Origin of the sequence: Serratia sp. JSRIV002 (assembly GCF_019968725.1) — a bacterium.
Taxonomy (GTDB): domain Bacteria; phylum Pseudomonadota; class Gammaproteobacteria; order Enterobacterales; family Enterobacteriaceae; genus Chania; species Chania fonticola_B.
In genome coordinates, this window is the sequence record NZ_CP074143.1 from 266,590 (window position 1) to 285,300 (window position 18,711).

Annotated in this window: 10 protein-coding genes; 9 read left to right on the forward strand and 1 reads right to left on the reverse strand. The window is 57.1% G+C overall.

Annotation, left to right across the window (positions count from 1 at the left end):
* Positions 1-2: 2 nt before the first annotated feature.
* The 8 genes from bcsQ (at position 3) to KGP26_RS01205 (ending at position 16,060) form a co-directional block, all read left to right on the forward strand.
* Positions 3-740, forward strand: coding sequence for a cellulose biosynthesis protein BcsQ (gene bcsQ, locus KGP26_RS01170; protein ID WP_059199122.1), 738 nt, complete (start codon positions 3-5; stop codon positions 738-740).
* Positions 737-3,340: a UDP-forming cellulose synthase catalytic subunit gene (gene bcsA / locus KGP26_RS01175; protein WP_059199121.1), complete on the forward strand. Its 2,604-nt coding sequence runs from the start codon at positions 737-739 to the stop codon at positions 3,338-3,340. The genes bcsQ and bcsA overlap by 4 nt, the downstream gene beginning before the upstream one ends.
* 64 nt (positions 3,341-3,404) lie before the next feature.
* Positions 3,405-5,714: a cellulose biosynthesis cyclic di-GMP-binding regulatory protein BcsB gene (bcsB, locus tag KGP26_RS01180; RefSeq protein ID WP_223664918.1), complete on the forward strand. Its 2,310-nt coding sequence runs from the start codon at positions 3,405-3,407 to the stop codon at positions 5,712-5,714.
* Positions 5,715-5,722: 8 nt separating this feature from the next.
* The gene (gene bcsZ, locus KGP26_RS01185; RefSeq protein ID WP_223665702.1) at positions 5,723-6,835 is read left to right on the forward strand and encodes a cellulose synthase complex periplasmic endoglucanase BcsZ; all 1,113 of its coding nucleotides are present in this window, start codon (positions 5,723-5,725) and stop codon (positions 6,833-6,835) included.
* On the forward strand, positions 6,817-10,290 hold the full coding sequence (bcsC, locus tag KGP26_RS01190; RefSeq protein WP_223664919.1) for a cellulose synthase complex outer membrane protein BcsC: 3,474 nt from the start codon (positions 6,817-6,819) through the stop codon (positions 10,288-10,290). The genes bcsZ and bcsC overlap by 19 nt, the downstream gene beginning before the upstream one ends.
* Positions 10,291-10,624: 334 nt before the next feature.
* A complete protein-coding gene (hmsP, locus tag KGP26_RS01195; protein ID WP_223664920.1) occupies positions 10,625-12,637 on the forward strand; it encodes a biofilm formation regulator HmsP in 2,013 nt (670 codons plus the stop codon).
* Positions 12,638-12,952: 315 nt separating this feature from the next.
* Complete coding sequence (locus KGP26_RS01200) at positions 12,953-14,245, forward strand: dicarboxylate/amino acid:cation symporter (protein ID WP_021807740.1); 1,293 nt, start codon at positions 12,953-12,955, stop codon at positions 14,243-14,245.
* Between the two features lie 318 nt (positions 14,246-14,563).
* Positions 14,564-16,060: a pitrilysin family protein gene (locus KGP26_RS01205; RefSeq protein WP_223664921.1), complete on the forward strand. Its 1,497-nt coding sequence runs from the start codon at positions 14,564-14,566 to the stop codon at positions 16,058-16,060.
* A gap of 226 nt (positions 16,061-16,286) precedes the next feature.
* Here KGP26_RS01205 and ppiC read toward each other — a convergent pair whose 3' ends face one another.
* On the reverse strand, positions 16,287-16,568 hold the full coding sequence (ppiC, locus tag KGP26_RS01210) for a peptidylprolyl isomerase PpiC (protein ID WP_021181563.1): 282 nt from the start codon (positions 16,566-16,568) through the stop codon (positions 16,287-16,289).
* Between the two features lie 115 nt (positions 16,569-16,683).
* Between ppiC and rep the strand changes: the two genes are divergently transcribed.
* Complete coding sequence (gene rep, locus KGP26_RS01215) at positions 16,684-18,708, forward strand: DNA helicase Rep (protein WP_021181562.1); 2,025 nt, start codon at positions 16,684-16,686, stop codon at positions 18,706-18,708.
* The last annotated feature ends 3 nt before the right edge of the window (positions 18,709-18,711 follow it).

Genomic DNA, 18,711 nt, shown 5'->3' on the forward strand with positions numbered 1-18,711 from the left:
TCATGCCGGTCATTGCACTGCAAGGGGTTCGAGGCGGTATTGGCACCACGTCAATCACTGCGGCGTTAGCCTGGGCGCTACAGCAGTTGGGCGAGTCGGTACTGGCGATTGACCTGTCACCGGACAACCTGCTGCGATTACACTTTAATATGCCCTTCGAACTGAACCGGGGCTGGGCTCGTGCAGAGCTGGATGGCATCGGTTGGCAGCAAGGGGCAATGCGTTACGGTAAAAAACTCGATTTTCTGCCGTTTGGCCAGTTAAGCGTAGCCGAACGGGTCAAAGCCCGGCAGCAACAGAGTGATACTCCACAACGTTGGCATGATTTTCTGGCTCAGCTGCGTGCTTCTGGGCAGTATCGCTGGATCTTGCTGGATATTCCGGCGGGTGACGGTCCCCAGATTGAGCAGCAGTTGGCGTTGGCCGACCAGGTTTTCCTGTTGCTTAACCCCGATGCGAATTGCCATGCGCGCCTACATCAGCAACCGTTGCCTACGGGGTGCCACCTGCTGATTAATCACTACTCCTCGACCAGTCCGTTGCAACAAGATCTGCACCAGCTGTGGCTGCAAACGCTGGCAGGTCTGTTACCGCTGGTGATCCATCGTGATGAAGCGCTGGCGGAAGCGATGGCGGTCAAGCAGCCGCTGGGAGAGTATCGACCGGAAAGTCTGGCGGCCGACGAAGTGCTGACGCTGGCCAACTGGTGTCTGCTCAACCTGCAGGACGCCGAGGTATGAGCAGGGTATTGAGCCTGCTGCTGGTGCCTCCCGTTCACCGGGCGGTGCAACAACGCTACCGCGCTTATCGCCATGCGGGGGCTCCGGCATTTACCGCTGGCCTCACGACCCTGATGGTGGCCATCGGCTGGCTGTTGCTGCGGTTTGAGTCCCCTAGTTGGCAAAAGGTGCAGGCAGGCCAAAGCTATTGGTTCCCCCATATTTCTCCTCATCGTCCACGCCCGGCAGATGCACTGCGTTATTTGTTACAGGGGTTTTGGCTGCTAGTGACCCACAGCGGTCCGGCACCGATGGGACGATCCTACTTTGCCGGTTGGCACCGTTTGCAACTGCGTTATGCCAACTGGTTGCAAAGCTTGCCGCAACGCCTGCAGGGTGCCGGAATGGAGGAGCGTACGGTGCAACGCCTTAATCGGATGAATCACCGGGTGCGTCGGGTGTTGTTTATCTTTGCTGGCCTATTGGCCGGGCTGCTGGCTCTGCTGTGCATTTCCCAGCCCTTTGAACTGCCCGCCCAGTTTATTTTTGTGCTGCTGTTGTGGTGTATTGCCATGGTGGTGCGGCGTATCCCGGGCCGGTTACCCAGCCTGATGCTGATTGTGCTGTCGCTGACCGTTTCCTGCCGTTATTTATGGTGGCGCTATACCTCAACGCTGAACTGGGACGATCCGCTCAGCCTGACCTGCGGCCTGCTATTGCTGGCGGCGGAAACCTATGCCTGGGTCGTGTTGGTGCTGGGCTACTTCCAGACCGTGTGGCCGTTGAATCGCCAGCCGGTGCCGATGCCTGCCGACAGTAACACCTGGCCGACCGTCGATCTGCTGGTGCCGACCTACAACGAAGATCTGGGCGTGGTGAAACCCACCGTGTATGCGGCGCTTGGTATCGATTGGCCGAAAGACAAAATCAACATCTATATCCTCGACGACGGTAACCGGCCAGAGTTTAAAGCCTTTGCCGCCGAGGTCGGGGTGAAATACATCGCCCGGCCGACTCATGAACACGCCAAAGCGGGCAATATCAACAATGCGCTCAAGCACGCTAGCGGTGATTTTGTTGCCATCTTCGACTGCGATCACGTTCCCACGCGTTCTTTCCTGCAACTGACCATGGGTTGGTTCTTTAAAGACAAGAAGCTGGCGATGCTGCAAACGCCGCACCACTTCTTTTCGCCCGACCCGTTTGAGCGCAACCTGGGGCGTTTTCGCCAGACGCCGAATGAAGGTACTTTGTTTTATGGGCTTGTGCAGGACGGCAATGATATGTGGGATGCCACTTTCTTCTGTGGCTCCTGCGCCATCTTGCGCCGGACGGCATTAGATGAGATCGGCGGTATCGCGGTGGAAACGGTGACCGAAGATGCCCATACCTCGCTGCGTCTGCACCGTCTTGGCCACACCTCTGCCTATATCCGTATTCCGCAGGCCGCCGGGCTGGCAACGGAAAGCCTGTCTGCCCATATCGGCCAACGTATTCGTTGGGCGCGCGGCATGGTGCAGATCTTCCGTTTGGATAACCCCCTGCTGGGCAAAGGGCTGAAGTTTGCCCAGCGCCTGTGCTATGCCAACGCGATGCTGCATTTCCTGTCCGGTATTCCGCGCCTGATCTTCCTGACCGCGCCGCTGGCGTTTTTGTTGATGCATGCTTACATCATCTTCGCGCCAGCCTTGGCGATTGCGTTGTATGTGCTGCCCCACATGATCCACGCCAGCCTGACCAACTCACGTATTCAGGGTAAATACCGCCACTCCTTCTGGAGTGAAATCTACGAAACCGTGCTGGCCTGGTATATCGCTCGACCGACCACCGTGGCCTTGTTCAACCCGCATAAAGGCAAGTTCAACGTCACCGCCAAAGGCGGGCTGGTTACGCAAGAGCACGTTGATTGGGTGATCACCCGGCCTTACCTGCTGTTGGTGACACTCAATCTGGCAGGTCTGGGTTTTGGCGTGTGGCGCTTTTTCTACGGCCCGACGGACGAGATGATGACGGTGGTGATCAGCCTGATTTGGGTGATCTACAACATGACCATCCTCGGTGGAGCGGTGGCCGTGGCGGTGGAGGCCAGGCAGGTACGGCAATCGCATCGCGTAGAGATCGCCATGCCTGCCGCGATAGCCCGGGCTGACGGACATCTGTTCCCCTGTACGTTGCGTGATTACTCCGATGGTGGCGTGGGTATCGAAATGCGTGTAGCGGATCGGTTGCAAGAGCATGACCAGATTGCGCTGCTGCTTAAACGTGGCCAGCAGGAGTTCAGCTTCCCTTGCGTGGTGACGCGATCTCATGGCCGCTCGGTGGGGGTCCGCTTGGTCGAACTCTCGACCCGCCAACATATCGAATTTATTCAATGCACCTTTGCCCGGGCGGATACCTGGGCACTGTGGCAAGACGCATTCCCGGAAGACCGGCCAGTGGACAGCCTGCGGGACGTACTGATGCTAGGTTTTCACGGCTACCGGCGCATGGCGGACTATGCGCCGCCAACGTTGCGCAAGATCCTGCTTGGCCTGACCTCGCTGGCCACCTGGATCCTGTCATTTATTCCGCATGGCGTAGGAAGAGACCGCGCTCCTACGGCCCCAGAGGCTGTGGCATAGGCTGTGTATCGTAACTGCCCGTTCGCAAGCCCGGCGAACCGGCCCCAACATTGATGATGATACGATGACGAGAAAAATAAACTGGTTTACCGCGCTGGCCTTAGGCATCAGTAGCTTATCTCAGGCGGAAACGGCCCCCACACCAGCGGCTGGCGTGACTTCGCCCCCGAGTACCGTGGCCGAAGTTTCGCTCACTGAACCTATGGGAGTGGTGGTGCCGCAAGCACCCGATGCGCCGGTGCGCGATGTAAAACTGCCGTTTACCGAGGTAGCACCACCGCCTGGCACCTTTATCCTGCGTGGCACCCGCCCTGAAGGCCAGATTGAGTTTAGCGTGCGCAGTGACGAAGTAGTTTCGCAGGCGCTGCTGGACCTGGAGTTTACCCCTTCACCGTCGCTGATCCCGGTGGAGTCGCACGTCAAGATCTACCTCAACGATGAGTTGATGGGGGTCATCACCATCGCCAAGGAGCAGTTGGGTAAGCCGAATCGTGTCCAGTTGCCGATCGATCCGCGCTATATCACCGATTTTAACCGCATTCGCCTGGTGTTTGTCGGCCATTACCAGAACATCTGTGAGAACCCGGCCAACAGCACGCTGTGGCTGGACGTCAGCAAATCCAGTTCGCTGAGCCTGCGTTACCAGACGCTGCCGGTGAAAAATGAGCTTTCCCACTTCCCGGAACCCTTCTTTGACAACCGCGACGATCGGCCATTAACGCTGCCGATGGTGTTTGCCGGGCAGCCGGATTTGGAACAACAGCGGGCGGCGGGGATCCTGGCCTCCTGGTTCGGCACTCAGGCGCAATGGCGCGGCCAGTCCTTCCCGACGCTGTTTAACCGCTTGCCAAGCCAGCACACCATCGTGTTTGCCACCAATAAACAGCGCCCGGACTTCTTGAAAGATTATCCGGCGGTCAACGGGCCGACGGTGGAGATGATCAGCCACCCGGATAACCCCTATGTGAAGCTGCTGTTGGTGCAGGGCCGTGATGATAACGACCTGATCACGGCGGTGAAGGGCATCGCCCAGGGCAATATTCTGTTCCGTGGCCAGAATCTGAGCGTGGATAAGGTTGAACAGTTGGCCGTTCGCCAGCCGTACGATGCGCCAAACTGGGTGCGTACCGATCGTGCGATGAAGTTCAGCGAACTGCAGCAATATGCCGAGCAGTTGCAGACTAACGGCGTCGAACCTGGGCCGATCTCACTGTCGATGAACCTGCCGCCGGATCTGTTCCTGATCCACAGCAACGGCATCGATATGCAGCTGAAATACCGCTATACCTCGCCGCGTATTGAAGATGGTTCCCGCCTGAGCATCAGCCTGAACAATCAGTTTGTGCAGTCCTATGCCCTGGTGCCGGAGCATGAGAAGGGCGCACAGCTGTTGCGCCTGCCGCTGGCCCAGGGATTGCTAGATTCTGACAAGGTGGTCAATATTCCGGTACTGAAGTTGGGGGCGACCAACCAGTTGCGCTTTGACTTCGATTACACCACGCTGCTGGCCAGCGGTGCCGAAGGGCGTTGCGAAACCTATTCCTTGGCGCCGAACCATGCGGTGATCGACGGCAATTCCACCATCGATTTCTCCGGCTATCGTCACTTTATTACCATGCCCGATCTACGCTCCTTTGCCAACGCCGGTTTCCCTTTCAGCCGCCTGGCAGATCTGTCGCAAACGTTGGTGCTGGTGAACAAACAGCCACAACCCGCTCAAGTGAGCGCCTTGCTCAACGCCATGGGTAACATGGGGGCGCAAACCGGTTATCCGGCGCTGGCTTTCTCGCTGTCCGATGACTGGTCGCAGGCCAAGGATAAGGACGCCGATATCCTGCTGATCGGCACCATTCCACCGGAACTGCGTGATGACAAGAAAATCAATCTGCTGGTAGAGGCGACGCTGAGCTGGGTGAAAATGCCGATGCGCCAACTGCCGCTGCCGAGTATGGATGTGCAGCAGGACGACGCCACACCGGGCAGTAAAACCACCATCAGCTCGGAAGGGGCGATGGCGGCCGTGATCGGCGTGCAGTCCCCGTTCCACGATCAGCGCAGTATTGTGGCCCTGCTGGCAGACAGCCCACGGGGTTATGAGTTACTGAACAATGCGCAGTTAGACAGCGGTAAGCGTGCGGCGATGTTTGGTTCCGTGGCGGTGATCCGTGAGTCCGGCGTCGATAGTTTGCGTGTGGGGGATGTTTACTACGTTGGCCATCTGCCGTGGTGGGAACGTATATGGTTCGCGTTGTCGACGCATCCACTGTTGCTGGGCGCGATAGCCGCGCTGGTAGTGGTAATGATGGCTCTGTTGCTGCGGCGTGGTCTGAAGGCCTTTAGCCGTCGTCGTCTGTCACCGGAAGATCGGGATTAATTGCCATGATGGGGATTTGCCTGCGCCGCCTGCTACCTGGTCTGATGTTGCTTTGTGCGTTCAGCACGGCGGCAAGCTGTGATTGGCCTGCCTGGCAGCAGTACCAACAGTTTTATCTTAGCGAGGAAGGGCGGGTAATCGATCCCAGCAGCCCGAAGCGCATTACCACGTCCGAAGGGCAGAGCTATGGCATGTTCTTCGCGCTGGTGGCCAACGATCGGCCTGCCTTCGATAAGCTGTTGGCGTGGACGGAGAGCAATCTCGCCTCTGGTGACCTGAGCGCACATCTGCCGGCTTGGTTGTGGGGGCAGGATGATAACAAGGCCTGGAAGGTGCTGGACAGCAACTCGGCTGCCGATGCGGATCTGTGGATTGCGTATAACCTGCTGGAGGCGGGGCGGCTGTGGCAAAGCCGCCGCTATCAAACATTGGGCACGCTGTTGTTGCAACGGATTGGCCGTGAAGAGGTGGCGAATATCCCCGGTTTGGGGCTGATGCTGCTGCCGGGGAAGATGGGTTTTGTGGCTGAGGATCGCTGGCGCTTGAACCCCAGCTATTTACCGCCGCAGTTGCTGGCCCGCTTTGCCCAATTGAACGGGCCGTGGCGAGCGATGCAGAAAACCAGCCAGCGGTTGCTGTTGGAAACGGCTCCGCAAGGATTTTCACCAGACTGGGCCGAGTGGCAAGCGGGCAAAGGCTGGCAGCCCGATCCCGTCAAACCTGATGTCGGCAGCTATGACGCCATCCGCGTTTATCTCTGGGCCGGGATGTTGGCGGACGACGATCCCCATAAAGCGGCGCTGATGAAGCAGTTCCAACCGATGGTACGCCTTACCGCCCAGCTTGGTGCAGTGCCGGAGACGGTCGATACAGCTAGCGGAAAAGCCAACGGTACTGGCCCGGTAGGCTTCTCCGCCGCGATGTTGCCGTTATTGGCCGCACAGCCTGATGCCCTGGCGGTGCAACGCCAACGTATTCAGGATAACCCTCTGGGTAATGATGCCTATTTCAGCGCCTCTTTGCTGTTGTTCGGCCAGGGATGGGATCAGCAACGCTATCGTTTCAATCGTCAGGGTGAACTTCAACCCGCCTGGAGTAGCCAATGCGCAACTTCACACTAGGCTGGCTAAGCCTGTTTCCTTTAAGTCTGGCTTTGCTGCCGCAGGCGCAGAGTGCCGAGAGCGTTGCCCCGGAGCAATGGCTGCTTGAGCAGGTACGCATCGGCGAAGCCAGCAACAAAGATGAACTGGTACGTCAATCGCTGTATCGTCTTGAGCTGATGGATCCGAATAATCCTGATGTGATAGCGGCGCGTATGCGCCTGGCGTTGCGGCAGGGGAATCAGGTCTTGGCGCAGCAACAGTTGGATAAGCTGAAGGGGGTGGCACCACAATCGCCGGTGTTCCGCCAGGCAGAAATGAACATGCTGCTGACCCAGCCGGAAACCCGCCAGAAGCTGCAACAGGCACGCCTGATGGCGGCCGCAGGGCGCTTGCCGGAGGCTAAAACCCAGTACGACGAGCTGTTTCACGGCAATCTGCCAACGCTCGATCTGGCGGTGGAGTATTGGCGTCTGGTGGCCAGGCTACCCGGCCAGGAATTAGCAGCGACAAAGCAACTACAGGCGCTGGATCGGCAATATCCCGGCAACATCACGCTGCGCATGGCGCTGGCGCGGATGCTGTTCAGCCAGGATCGCGACGCTCAGGCCTATGAACTGTTACAGCAAGTGGCGGCCGATCCCGCAGGCCGCAGTTCTGCGGCGGACTTGTGGTTGGAACAGGTCAAAGCGTTGCCCGTCAGCCCGCAGAGCGTGGCGGCGTTGAACCGCTTCCTCGGTGTGTTTGAAAGCGGTGAGCAGGCGCTTGGCGCGCAACAGGAACTGGCGCGCCAGCGGACGCTGTTGGCCGATCCGGCCTATCGCGCGCGCATGACCGGGCTGGCGCAGGTGAATAAAGGCGGCGGTCGTGCGGCAATCCCGGAACTGAAAAAAGCGCTATCGAGTGCGCCTAATGATGCCGAAGTGCTTGGCGCACTTGGCTTGGCCTATTCCCGCGCCGGCAACCGGCAGCAGGCGTTGAGCCTGTTCCAACAGGCGCAGAAGGCAGACAAGGATAACTACGACAGCAGCAAATGGCAGAGCCTGATCAAAACCACCCGTTACTGGCTGGCGATCGATGCGGGTGACAAGGCGTTAAAGGCCAATAACCTGCCGTTGGCACAGCAACAATACCAGCAGGCACGGCAGATTGATAACAGTGACAGCGATGCGTTGATCGGCCTGGGCGACGTTGCCGTCGCCCGTAAGGATGATGCTGCCGCCGAGCGCTATTATCAGCAGGCTCTGCGCCTGGATCCGGGCAGCGGTAGCGCGGTGCGGGGTTTGGTGAATATCTACCAGCGGCAGTCGCCACAAAAAGCGCTGGCCTACCTTAATGGTCTGCCCCGCGTGCAGCAGAACAAGCTGCGCAGCACCCTCGACGGGCTGCAATTGGATATGCTCAAACAGCAGGCCGACGAACTGGCCCAGCGACAGCAGTGGCCAGAGGCGGCGGAAAAGTACCGGCAGGCGCACCAGAAGGATCCTGATGACGTCTGGCTGACCTACCACTATGCGCAGACGCTGCGTCAGGCCGGGCAACCGCAGCAGGCCGACATACTGATGCGTCAACTGGCCGCGAAGAAGTCCGGCGATCCGCAGCAGGTTTACGCTTATGCGCTGTACCTGGCTGGCAGCGATCGTGATAACCAGGCGTTGGCCCAGTTGAATACCTTGCCCAAAGCGCAGTGGAACGACGGGATGCGTGAGATGGCCCAGCGTTTGCAGATGCAGGCCACGCTCGATCATGCCGAACGGCTCCGAACTGCCGGTGATGAACCCGCAGCCATCGTCTATTTGCGCCAGCAGCCCCCGGCAACGCGCATCGACCTGACCTTGGCTGACTGGGCGCTGGAGCGGGGAGAGTATGACGAGGCGCTGGCGGATTATCAGCGGGTGCGTGCTCGTGAGCCGAATAATCCGGATGCGCGTTTGGGGGAGATTGAAGCCTATGTGGCTCAAGGTCAGCTGAGCGAGGCCCGCCAACGGCTGCAAACGGTACCGGTGCAACCGGACGAGTCGATCAATGGCCAGCGCCGTGTTGCCAATGCCTGGACGGCGGTGGGTGAGCCGCAGAAAGCGACCGATATCTTCACACGGTTAAAAGTGGCTGCCCAGCAAGAGCCGCCGGGACAGGCCAAAGCCTTGGTGTATCGTGATGCTGCCAGGCTGGAACAAAAGCAGTTGCAACCGCAACCGGCGCAGCAGGATTATCGCCAGGCGATGGTGGCCAGTGGCATTGCACCAACGGTTCCTGAGGATAATGACGGTTATACCCGTCTGACCCGCAATAACGCGACGGATGACTGGCTAAAACGCGGCATTCGCTCCGATGCCGCCGATCTTTATCGCCAACAGGACGTCAGGGTCACGCTCGATCACGACTACTGGCGTTCGAGCGGCACCGGTGGCATCTCGGATTATCAGGCACATGACACCATGTTGCAGTTGGATATGCCGCTGTATGACGGCCGGGCGTTTCTGCGTACCGACACCGTCCAACTGAACGCGGGCAGCTTCTCGACCGATAATAACGGCAAGTACTTCGAAACCTTTGGCACCTGTAACACGCAGGGTTGCAGCGGTAACGAACGGCAAAAAACCACCGGCACTAGCGTGGCGGCCGGTTGGGCCAACGACCATTGGCAAACCGATATCGGCACTACCCCGATGGGATTTGAGGTGGTGGATTGGGTCGGCGGCGTGGCCTATAGCGGTGACTGGAATCATATCGGTTGGACGCTGGGCGCCTCACGGCGGCCGATTACCAGCTCGCTGTTGGCCTTCGGCGGGACGCGCGATCCGAACACCGGCACTACCTGGGGCGGCGTACGTGCTACCGGTATCAACCTGAGCGCCAGCTACGATCGCGGTGAAGCCAACGGCGTGTGGGCCGATCTCAGTGCTCATCAGCTTACCGGCCAGAATGTCGAGGATAACCAGCGCCAGCGCTTGATGGCCGGTTATTACTATAAGGTGATAAACGAAGATAACCGCCGTGCCACCGTTGGGCTGAGCACCATGCTCTGGCACTATCAGAAGGACTTGAGCGGTTACTCTCTTGGGCAGGGGGGCTATTACAGCCCGCAGCAATATGTTTCGCTGGCGGTGCCGGTGAACTATCGCCAGCGCACGGAAAACTGGTCGTGGGAAGTGGGGGGATCGGTGTCGATCTCGCACTCGAAAACCAACGATGAAAAACGCTATCCCCTGCAAGGACTGATCCCAAGCTCCCTGCCAGACAGGGACGCAGTGGAAAGTGGTGGCTCCTCCTCTGGCGTGGGCTACACGCTGCGAGCTCTGATCGAACGCCGCCTCAGTTCCCATTGGACGCTGGGGGCCGGCATCGATATTCAACAGGCTAAAGACTATACCCCGAGCCATGCGTTGATTTATCTGCGTTACTCGCTCGCCGGTTGGCAGGGCGATCTCGATCTGCCACCGCAGCCGCTGACGCCTTACGCCGACTTCAAGTAACGTGAAATTGGTCGATTCGTGGTGTCGCCCACAGGGTAGTTTTGCTACCCTGTGGCTATTCCGGCTAGGATAATACCGAAACCCGCGCTTTTCCTGCTGCCACCAGGCGGTTGGTAAGGAAAACACGCGGGGCAATCGAGTATACTCAAGCCGCTTATCCAGCAAGCAATTTTTCCCCTTACCCCAGTCCCTCCTTGCAGGAACTGATATGGAGCTGCGGTCAGGCACAAGAGTCAGGTTTTAGAGCATTCAATCCCTTCTCCCTGTGGGAGTGGGTTAGGGTGAGGGGGGCATAACTCTCTATCCGTCCTTATCAATCTAGGAGTGCAGGTTTTTGCGGGTCAGGCGTTCATTAACGATTAAGCAGATGGCGGCGGTGTCTGGTGTGGCACTGGTGACGATCTGTATCTTCATCGTGATCCAGTTATTCCACTTTGTGCATCAGCGCAGGGATGACTACGCTCAGCAACTGGAGAATGTAGCCCAGGCCGTGCGTCAGCCTCTGGCAGAAGCCGTGCTGCGGATGGATGTGCCGGAAACCAAACGCGTGCTCAACTCTCTGCAGCCAGTGGGGATCCTCACCCGAGCGGATATCGTCCTGCCGAACGAGTTTCAGGCGCTGCATGCCAATTTCCCGCCGGAACGCCCGGTCCCTGCGCTAGTGGCGCGTATCTTTGAGCTGCCGGTACAGATTTCTGTGCCGCTCTATTCGCTTGAGCGGGTGCCTGCCAACCCTCAGCCGCTGGCCTATCTGGTGTTGCAGGCCGATTCGTACCGCATGTATCAGTTTATCCTCAGCACGTTATCGACCATGCTGTCGACCTATCTGCTGTTGGCGCTGATCCTGTCGATTGCCGTTAGCTGGTGCATGAACCGGCTGTTGGTTTATCCATTGCGAGCCATGGCGCGCGAACTGGAAAATGTCCCTCAGGAAGATCTCCCTTACCATCAACTGATGTTGCCAGCCCAACATCAGGACGATGAATTGGGCTTGCTGGTGCGCAATTACAACCGCAACCAGCAAACGCTGGCCAAGGCGCATACCGCCATGAGCCGCCTGAGCACCCATAACTCGATGACCGAATTACCCAATCCGGTGCTGTTTGCTGCGCTGCTTGAAGAGCATATTGCTGCCAGTATGCGGCCACCGCGCTTTAATCTGTTGGTCGTGGGGATCGAAACCCTGCATGAAGCCTCCGGCGCGCTGAACCCATCCATGCGTGAAGCGCTGTTGCTGACGCTGGCGAAAAAGCTGCGTCAGGTTATCGGCGTGGACTGCGTGCTGGCACAGCTGAGCAATGCCGAGTTTGCCATCCTGGCGAAAAATATTGAGCAACCCATTCACGCCATGCAGTTGGCCAGAAGAGTGATGGCGGCCATCAACGCGCCACTGAACCTGCAACAGAAGATGCCGCTGCGGCCAAGCGCCAGTATCGGCATTGCCCATTATCCCAATTCGGGGGAAAGCGCGGAGCAACTGCTGCGTAGTGCCACCTCGGCCATGATGTCGGCGCATCGTGAGGGTAAAAATCAGATCCTGTTCTTCGAACCTTGCCTGACCGAAAAAACCCAAAAACGTCTGACGCAGGAAAGCGAGATCTTGCAGGCCTTGGAGCAAGGTCAGTTTGCGCTATTCCTGCAACCGCAGTGGGATATGCAAACCAATCAGGTGACCGGCGCGGAAGCCCTGCTGCGTTGGCAACTGCCAGACGGGCAGATTATTCTCCCGGCGGATGTGATCCCGCTGGCGGAGGAGTTGGACGTGATCGTGCCACTGGGTAACTGGGTGCTGGAAGAGTCATGCCGTATTCTGGCCGCGTGGCAATCCCAGGGCATCACGTTGCCGTTGGCGGTAAATATTTCGCCGATCCAGCTGCAGCATAAAGACTTTGTGCCCCAGTTGAAACGGCTGCTGGCCGAGCACCAGATCGACCCGCATAAGCTGCTGCTGGAAATCACCGAGACGGTGCGTATCCACGACCTTGATGAGGCGTTGGAATTACTACGTCAGTTGCATGATTTAGGCGTGTTGATCGCCTTGGATGATTTTGGCATGGGCTATGCCAGCCTGAATTACCTCAATCGTCTGAAATCCTTGCCGATCGATCTGATTAAAATCGACAAAAGCTTTATCGATGGCCTGCCAGAGGACGATGCGATGGTGCGGATCGTCAGCTCGATTTCCGAGGTGCTTAACCTGCCGGTAATGGCGGAAGGGGTGGAAACCGCGGCGCAGCGAGACTGGCTATTACAGCACGGTATTCGTACTGGCCAGGGTTTCCTGTTTGCCAAACCCTTGCCCCGTCATGAGTTTGAAGCGCAGTTTACCTCGATTGCCAAAGCGTGACCTGGTTGACCTGATGCTGAATTTTTATCCTCCCTCTGGTACTTTTCAGGCGGGAGAGGCCGCTTTATTTCCCCAGTCAAAAACTAGTTTCTACTGCTACCCAATCTGAGTTAATGCAAAGGAAAGTTGACGTAACGCCGGAACTTGTACACTGACTGACGCGTTTCAGCTCTTAAATTCACACCATTAGGCCTGGATTTTTCCATCAAGTTATTTCCATGTTGTTATGGGGGTGTTATTTTCCGCGCAAGCGATAAACAGGACGGACGAGTGATTGCCCGCCTGCCGCGTTGTCCCCCCCCAAAGGATGTGCTAATGAAAACAACTATATTTAAGAGCCTCTATTTTCAGGTGTTAACAGCGATTACGCTGGGGATCCTGCTTGGCCATTTCTACCCTGAACTCGGTGCCCAGATGAAACCCCTGGGCGATGGATTTGTTAAATTAATCAAAATGATTATCGCTCCGGTGATCTTCTGCACCGTGGTGACCGGCATCGCGGGCATGGAAAGCATGAAGGCCGTGGGCCGTACCGGGGCGATTGCCCTGCTGTACTTTGAAATCGTCAGTACCATTGCATTGCTGATCGGCTTGGTGATCGTTAACGTGGTGCAACCCGGTGCCGGGATGAACGTTGATGCGGGAACGCTGGATGCCAAAGCGGTGGCAGTCTATGCCGAGCAGGCTTCGCAGCAGGGCATCGTGCCTTTCCTGCTGGATATTATCCCGGGTAGCGTGGTCGGTGCCTTTGCCAGCGGCAACATCTTGCAGGTGCTGCTGTTTGCGGTGCTGTTCGGTTTTGCTCTGCATCGCCTGGGTGAGAAGGGCCAGGTGATCTTTAACGTCATCGACAGCTTCTCCCGCGTTATTTTCGGCATCATCAATATGATTATGCGCCTGGCGCCGCTGGGGGCCTTTGGTGCCATGGCGTTCACTATCGGTAAATACGGTGTGGGCACCCTGTTGCAACTGGGCCAGCTGATTGTCTGCTTCTATGTCACCTGTGTGCTGTTTGTGGTGGTGGTGCTGGGCTCGATTGCCCGTTACAACGGCTTCAATATCTTCAAATTTATTCGCTATATCAAAGAAGAACTGCTGATCGTACTGGGTACTTCGTCTTCCGAATCGGTGCTGCCACGCATGCTCGATAAAATGGAAAATCTGGGGTGCAAGAAATCGGTGGTAGGTCTGGTGATCCCGACGGGTTACTCGTTCAACCTTGACGGCACCTCGATCTATCTGACGATGGCGGCGGTGTTTATTGCCCAGGCAACCAACACCCATATGGACATCATGCATCAGGTGACCTTGTTGGTGGTGCTGCTGCTCTCCTCGAAAGGGGCTGCAGGGGTGACAGGCAGTGGCTTTATCGTACTTGCGGCGACCATTTCGGCAGTAGGACATTTACCGCTGGCCGGTCTGGCGCTGATCCTCGGTATCGACCGCTTTATGTCCGAAGCCCGCGCCTTGACCAACCTGGTCGGAAACGGTGTGGCAACGGTAGTGGTGGCCAAATGGTGTAACCAACTGGATGAGAAGCAGCTGCAAGACGTGCTGAATAACAGAACAGATAAGGTTGCTACTGACAAAAAGCTGCCTTCTGCCTAAGTTTTTTCCTATCTTCAATATCGGCTGCCATGGCAGCCGATGTCATTCCCCCTTGCTTCTTGTTCATTTTTTCTCCATAACACCCTACAGCTATTATTTTTCACTGTGATGAGTGACATCCGCCAAGGCGCGCGGTCTAACAGAATGGTACACTTTGCGCTTTCCGCCCTACGGTGAAACTCAGGGTGTGATCGTTGCTGTGCCACGCACAGTTCAGGCCGTACTCGTCAACATCGCGGCGAGACGATGCCTTATATTCCAATGAACGGAATATCCGTATTTGCATAAAAATTGGCTAGTCATTAAGTAGGGGTTCACATGCAGGGCACCAGAATTCGTCTTTTAGTGGGTGGGCTGCTGTTGGTTGCGGCCAACGGCAGCGTGCACGCTGAAGCGCTACAACCTGATCCTGCCTGGCAGCAGGGGCAGCTGAATAACGGTTTTTCTTGGCAGATCCTTGATACACCACAGCGCCCGAGCGATCGCGTTGAGTTAAGGTTGATGGTCAATACCGGATCGCTGGTGGAGTCGGCCCAGCAGATCGGTTTTGCCCATTTGCTGCCGCGTATTGCGATTACGCGCAGCGAGAGTTTTACCCAGCCGCAGCTACAGTCGCTGTGGCAACAGAGCGTGGACAGTGAACGGCCATTGCCGCCAGCCATTAGCTCTTATGATTTCACCATCTACAACCTTAGCCTGCCCAATAACCGCCCCGATCTGTTGAAAGAGGCGCTGGCCTGGCTGGCGGATACCACGGGTAAGCTGGCTATCGATGAGCCAACGGTAGAGGCGGTGATGAATGCCAATATGGATCCTATCGGTATCTTCCCGCCGGATCCCAAAGACAGCTGGTGGCGTTATCGCCTGAAAGGCTCAACGTTACTGGCACACGATCCGGGCCAATCGGTCAAGCGGCCTGTCAATATCGAGCAACTACAGAAATTTTATCAGCAGTGGTATACCCCAGATGCCATGACGTTATACGTGGTGGGTAAAGTTGATAGCCGTAGCCTGACCGAACAGATCAACAAGGCGTTCTCGCCTCTCCAAGGCAAGCGCGAAGTGCCGGCAACTATGCCAACCCTGACTCCTCTGCCGCCGCAGCCAGTCAGTCTGATCAGCGATCAGGTGAAGCAGGATACGCTGTCGATCATGTGGGATACGCCATGGCATCCGATTCGCGATTCGCAAAGCCTGAGCCGTTACTGGCGCAGTGATATGGCCCGTGAAGCCCTGTTCTGGCACATTCAGCAGGTGCTGCAAAAGAGCGAGCAGAAAAACATCAAGCTGGGCTTTGACTGCCGGGTGCAGTACCAACGCGCCCAGTGTGCGATCCATCTGAATTCACCGAATGATAATCTGAACAGCGGACTGGCCTTTATTGCCCGCGAATTGGCTAATGTGCGTAACAACGGCCTGTCTCAGGATGAGTTCAATGCCTTGCTGGCACAGAAAACCGATCAGTTGAGCAAACTGTTTGCCACCTATGCCCGCACTGATACCGACGTGCTGATGAGCCAGCGTCTGCGTTCACAGCAAAGTGGCGTAGTGGATATCGCTCCGGAGCAATACCAGAAGCTGCGTCAGGCCTTCTTGTCGTCGCTGACGCTGGAATCGCTGAATCAGGAACTGAAGCTGCAACTGTCGCAGGATGCCACCTTGGTGCTATTACAGCCTAAGGGGGAGCCGGAGATGAATATGAAGCAGCTACAGGAAACCTATAACGGCATCATGGCGCCAGCACCGGCCGTAGTGAGCGAAGAGCCAAAACCGGCGGAAGCGGCTACCGCAGCACCGGAAGCCAGTGCACAGTAATCATTGACCCCTCACCCCAACCCTCTCCCACAGGGAGAGGGAGCTGCCCGGAGAGCCTGGTTAGGCCGTGCAGCTTCGGAGAGTTGGGAGTAAAAAGAAAGGCAGGTATTACGCAGAGAAATCAACGAAACCAAGGTGAGTCAGCCGGTGCTCAGAAGGAACACGACATTATCAGCCTAACTCGATCGGTCCCCTCTCCCTGTGGGAGAGGGTTAGGGTGAGGGGCCTAGTTGCGATAAAGTACCTTGATGATGTGATAGCCGAACTGGGTTTTCACCGGGCCATAGGGCTTGAGCAACGGGATGCTGAACACCGCCTTATCGAAGGCTGCGACCATAGTCCCCTTGTTGAACTCACCCAGGGAGCCGCCGTTGCGCTTGGACGGGCAGCTCGAGTATTTGCGCGCCAGCGTATCGAAGCTGACACCGCGCTTGAGTTTGGCCAACAGTTCGTTGGCCAGTGTTTCGTTATCCACCAGGATGTGCAGCGCGCTAGCGGTCTTTGCCATCTTAATAATCCAATCAGTCGTGTAGAATTTGCCGCCATTATACCTGTTAAATCTGTTTGGCGCTTTCTGCTACAATCCCTCTCCCCAGCACTCCAATATTGAGCAACAAAGCGCCATGCGATTAAACCCCAGCCAACAACAAGCCGTCGAATTCGTTACCGGGCCTTGCCTGGTGCTGGCCGGTGCCGGTTCCGGCAAAACGCGTGTGATCACCAATAAAATCGCCCACCTGATCCACCAATGTGGCTATCAGGCGCGGCATATTGCCGCCGTAACCTTTACCAACAAGGCGGCGCGTGAGATGAAAGAGCGTGTGGCGCAAACCATGGGGCGCAAAGAGTCGCGTGGCTTGATGATCTCCACGTTTCATACGCTGGGGCTGGAAGTGATCAAACGCGAATATGCCGCGTTGGGGATGAAGTCCAACTTCTCGCTGTTTGACGATCAAGACCAGCTCGCGTTGTTGAAGGAACTGACCGAGAAGTGGCTGGAAAACGACAAGACTCTGGTGGCACAGCTGATCTCGACCATTTCCAACTGGAAGAACGATCTGGTGGATCCGCAGCGGGCAATGGGGCTGGCGCGCTCCGAGCGGGACAAACTGTTCGCCCACTGCTACGGGCTGTATCACGATCACATGAGGGCCTGTAACGTCCTGGATTTTGACGATCTGATCCTGCTGCCTACCTTGTTGCTACAGCGTAATGAGGAGGTGCGTGAGCGCTGGCAGAACCGTATCCGCTACCTGCTGGTGGATGAATATCAGGACACCAACACCAGTCAGTACGAACTGGTGAAACTGCTGGTGGGTCACCGCGCACGCTTTACCGTGGTGGGGGATGACGATCAGTCGATCTACTCATGGCGCGGTGCGCGTCCGCAGAACCTGGTACTGCTAAAGGAAGATTTCCCGGCGTTGCAGGTGATCAAGCTGGAGCAGAACTACCGTTCCAGCGAACGTATTCTGAAAGCTGCCAATATCCTGATTGCCAACAACCCGCACGTCTTTGAAAAACGCCTGTTCTCTGAGCTGGGCTACGGCGAAGAGTTGAAGGTGGTCACGGCCAACAATGAAGATCACGAGGCCGAGCGGGTGGTGGGGGAACTGATCGCTCATCACTTTGTGAAGAAAACCAACTACGGCGACTATGCGATCCTCTATCGCGGAAACCACCAGTCGCGGCTGTTTGAAAAAATGCTGATGCAGAACCGCATTCCGTACAAGATTTCTGGCGGCACCTCGTTCTTCTCGCGCCCGGAAATCAAGGATTTGCTGGCCTATCTGCGGGTTTTGACCAACCAGGATGACGACAGCGCCTTCCTGCGTATCGTCAACACGCCGAAGCGGGAAATTGGCCCGGCGACGCTGCAAAAGTTGGGGGAGTGGGCCAATCAGCGTAACAAGAGCCTGTTCCGCGCCAGCTTCGATCTTGGCCTTGGTCAGTATCTGACCGGGCGGGGGTTGGAGTCTTTACAGCGTTTCACCCACTGGATGGAAGGGATCATCCAAATGGTAGAGCGTGAGCCGGTGGCAGCGGTGCGCGATCTGATCCGCGGCATCGACTATGAAAGCTGGTTGTTTGAAACCTCGCCCAGCCCGAAAGCGGCCGAAATGCGCATGAAAAACGTCAACACGCTGTTTGGCTGGATGACCGAGATGCTGGAAGGCAACGATCTGGATGAACCGATGACGCTGACCCAGGTGGTCACGCGCTTTACGTTGCGTGACATGATGGAGCGTGGCGAAAGCGATGAAGAGCTGGATCAGGTACAGCTGATGACCCTGCATGCTTCCAAGGGATTGGAATTCCCCTATGTGTTCCTGGTGGGGATGGAAGAGGGGTTATTGCCGCATCAGAGCAGCATTGACGAGGATAATGTCGATGAAGAGCGGCGTTTGGCCTATGTGGGGATCACCCGCGCCCAGAAAGAGCTGATTTTTACCCTGTGTCGCGAACGTCGCCAATACGGTGAGTTGGTGCGGCCGGAACCCAGCCGTTTCCTGTTGGAACTGCCGCAGGACGATCTGGCCTGGGAGTCGGAACGCAAAGTCGTTAGCCCGCAGGAGCGGATGGAGAAGGGCCAGAGCCATTTGGCCAGCGTGAAGGCGATGCTGGCCAAGGCTAAGGGCGGTAGCTGAGGG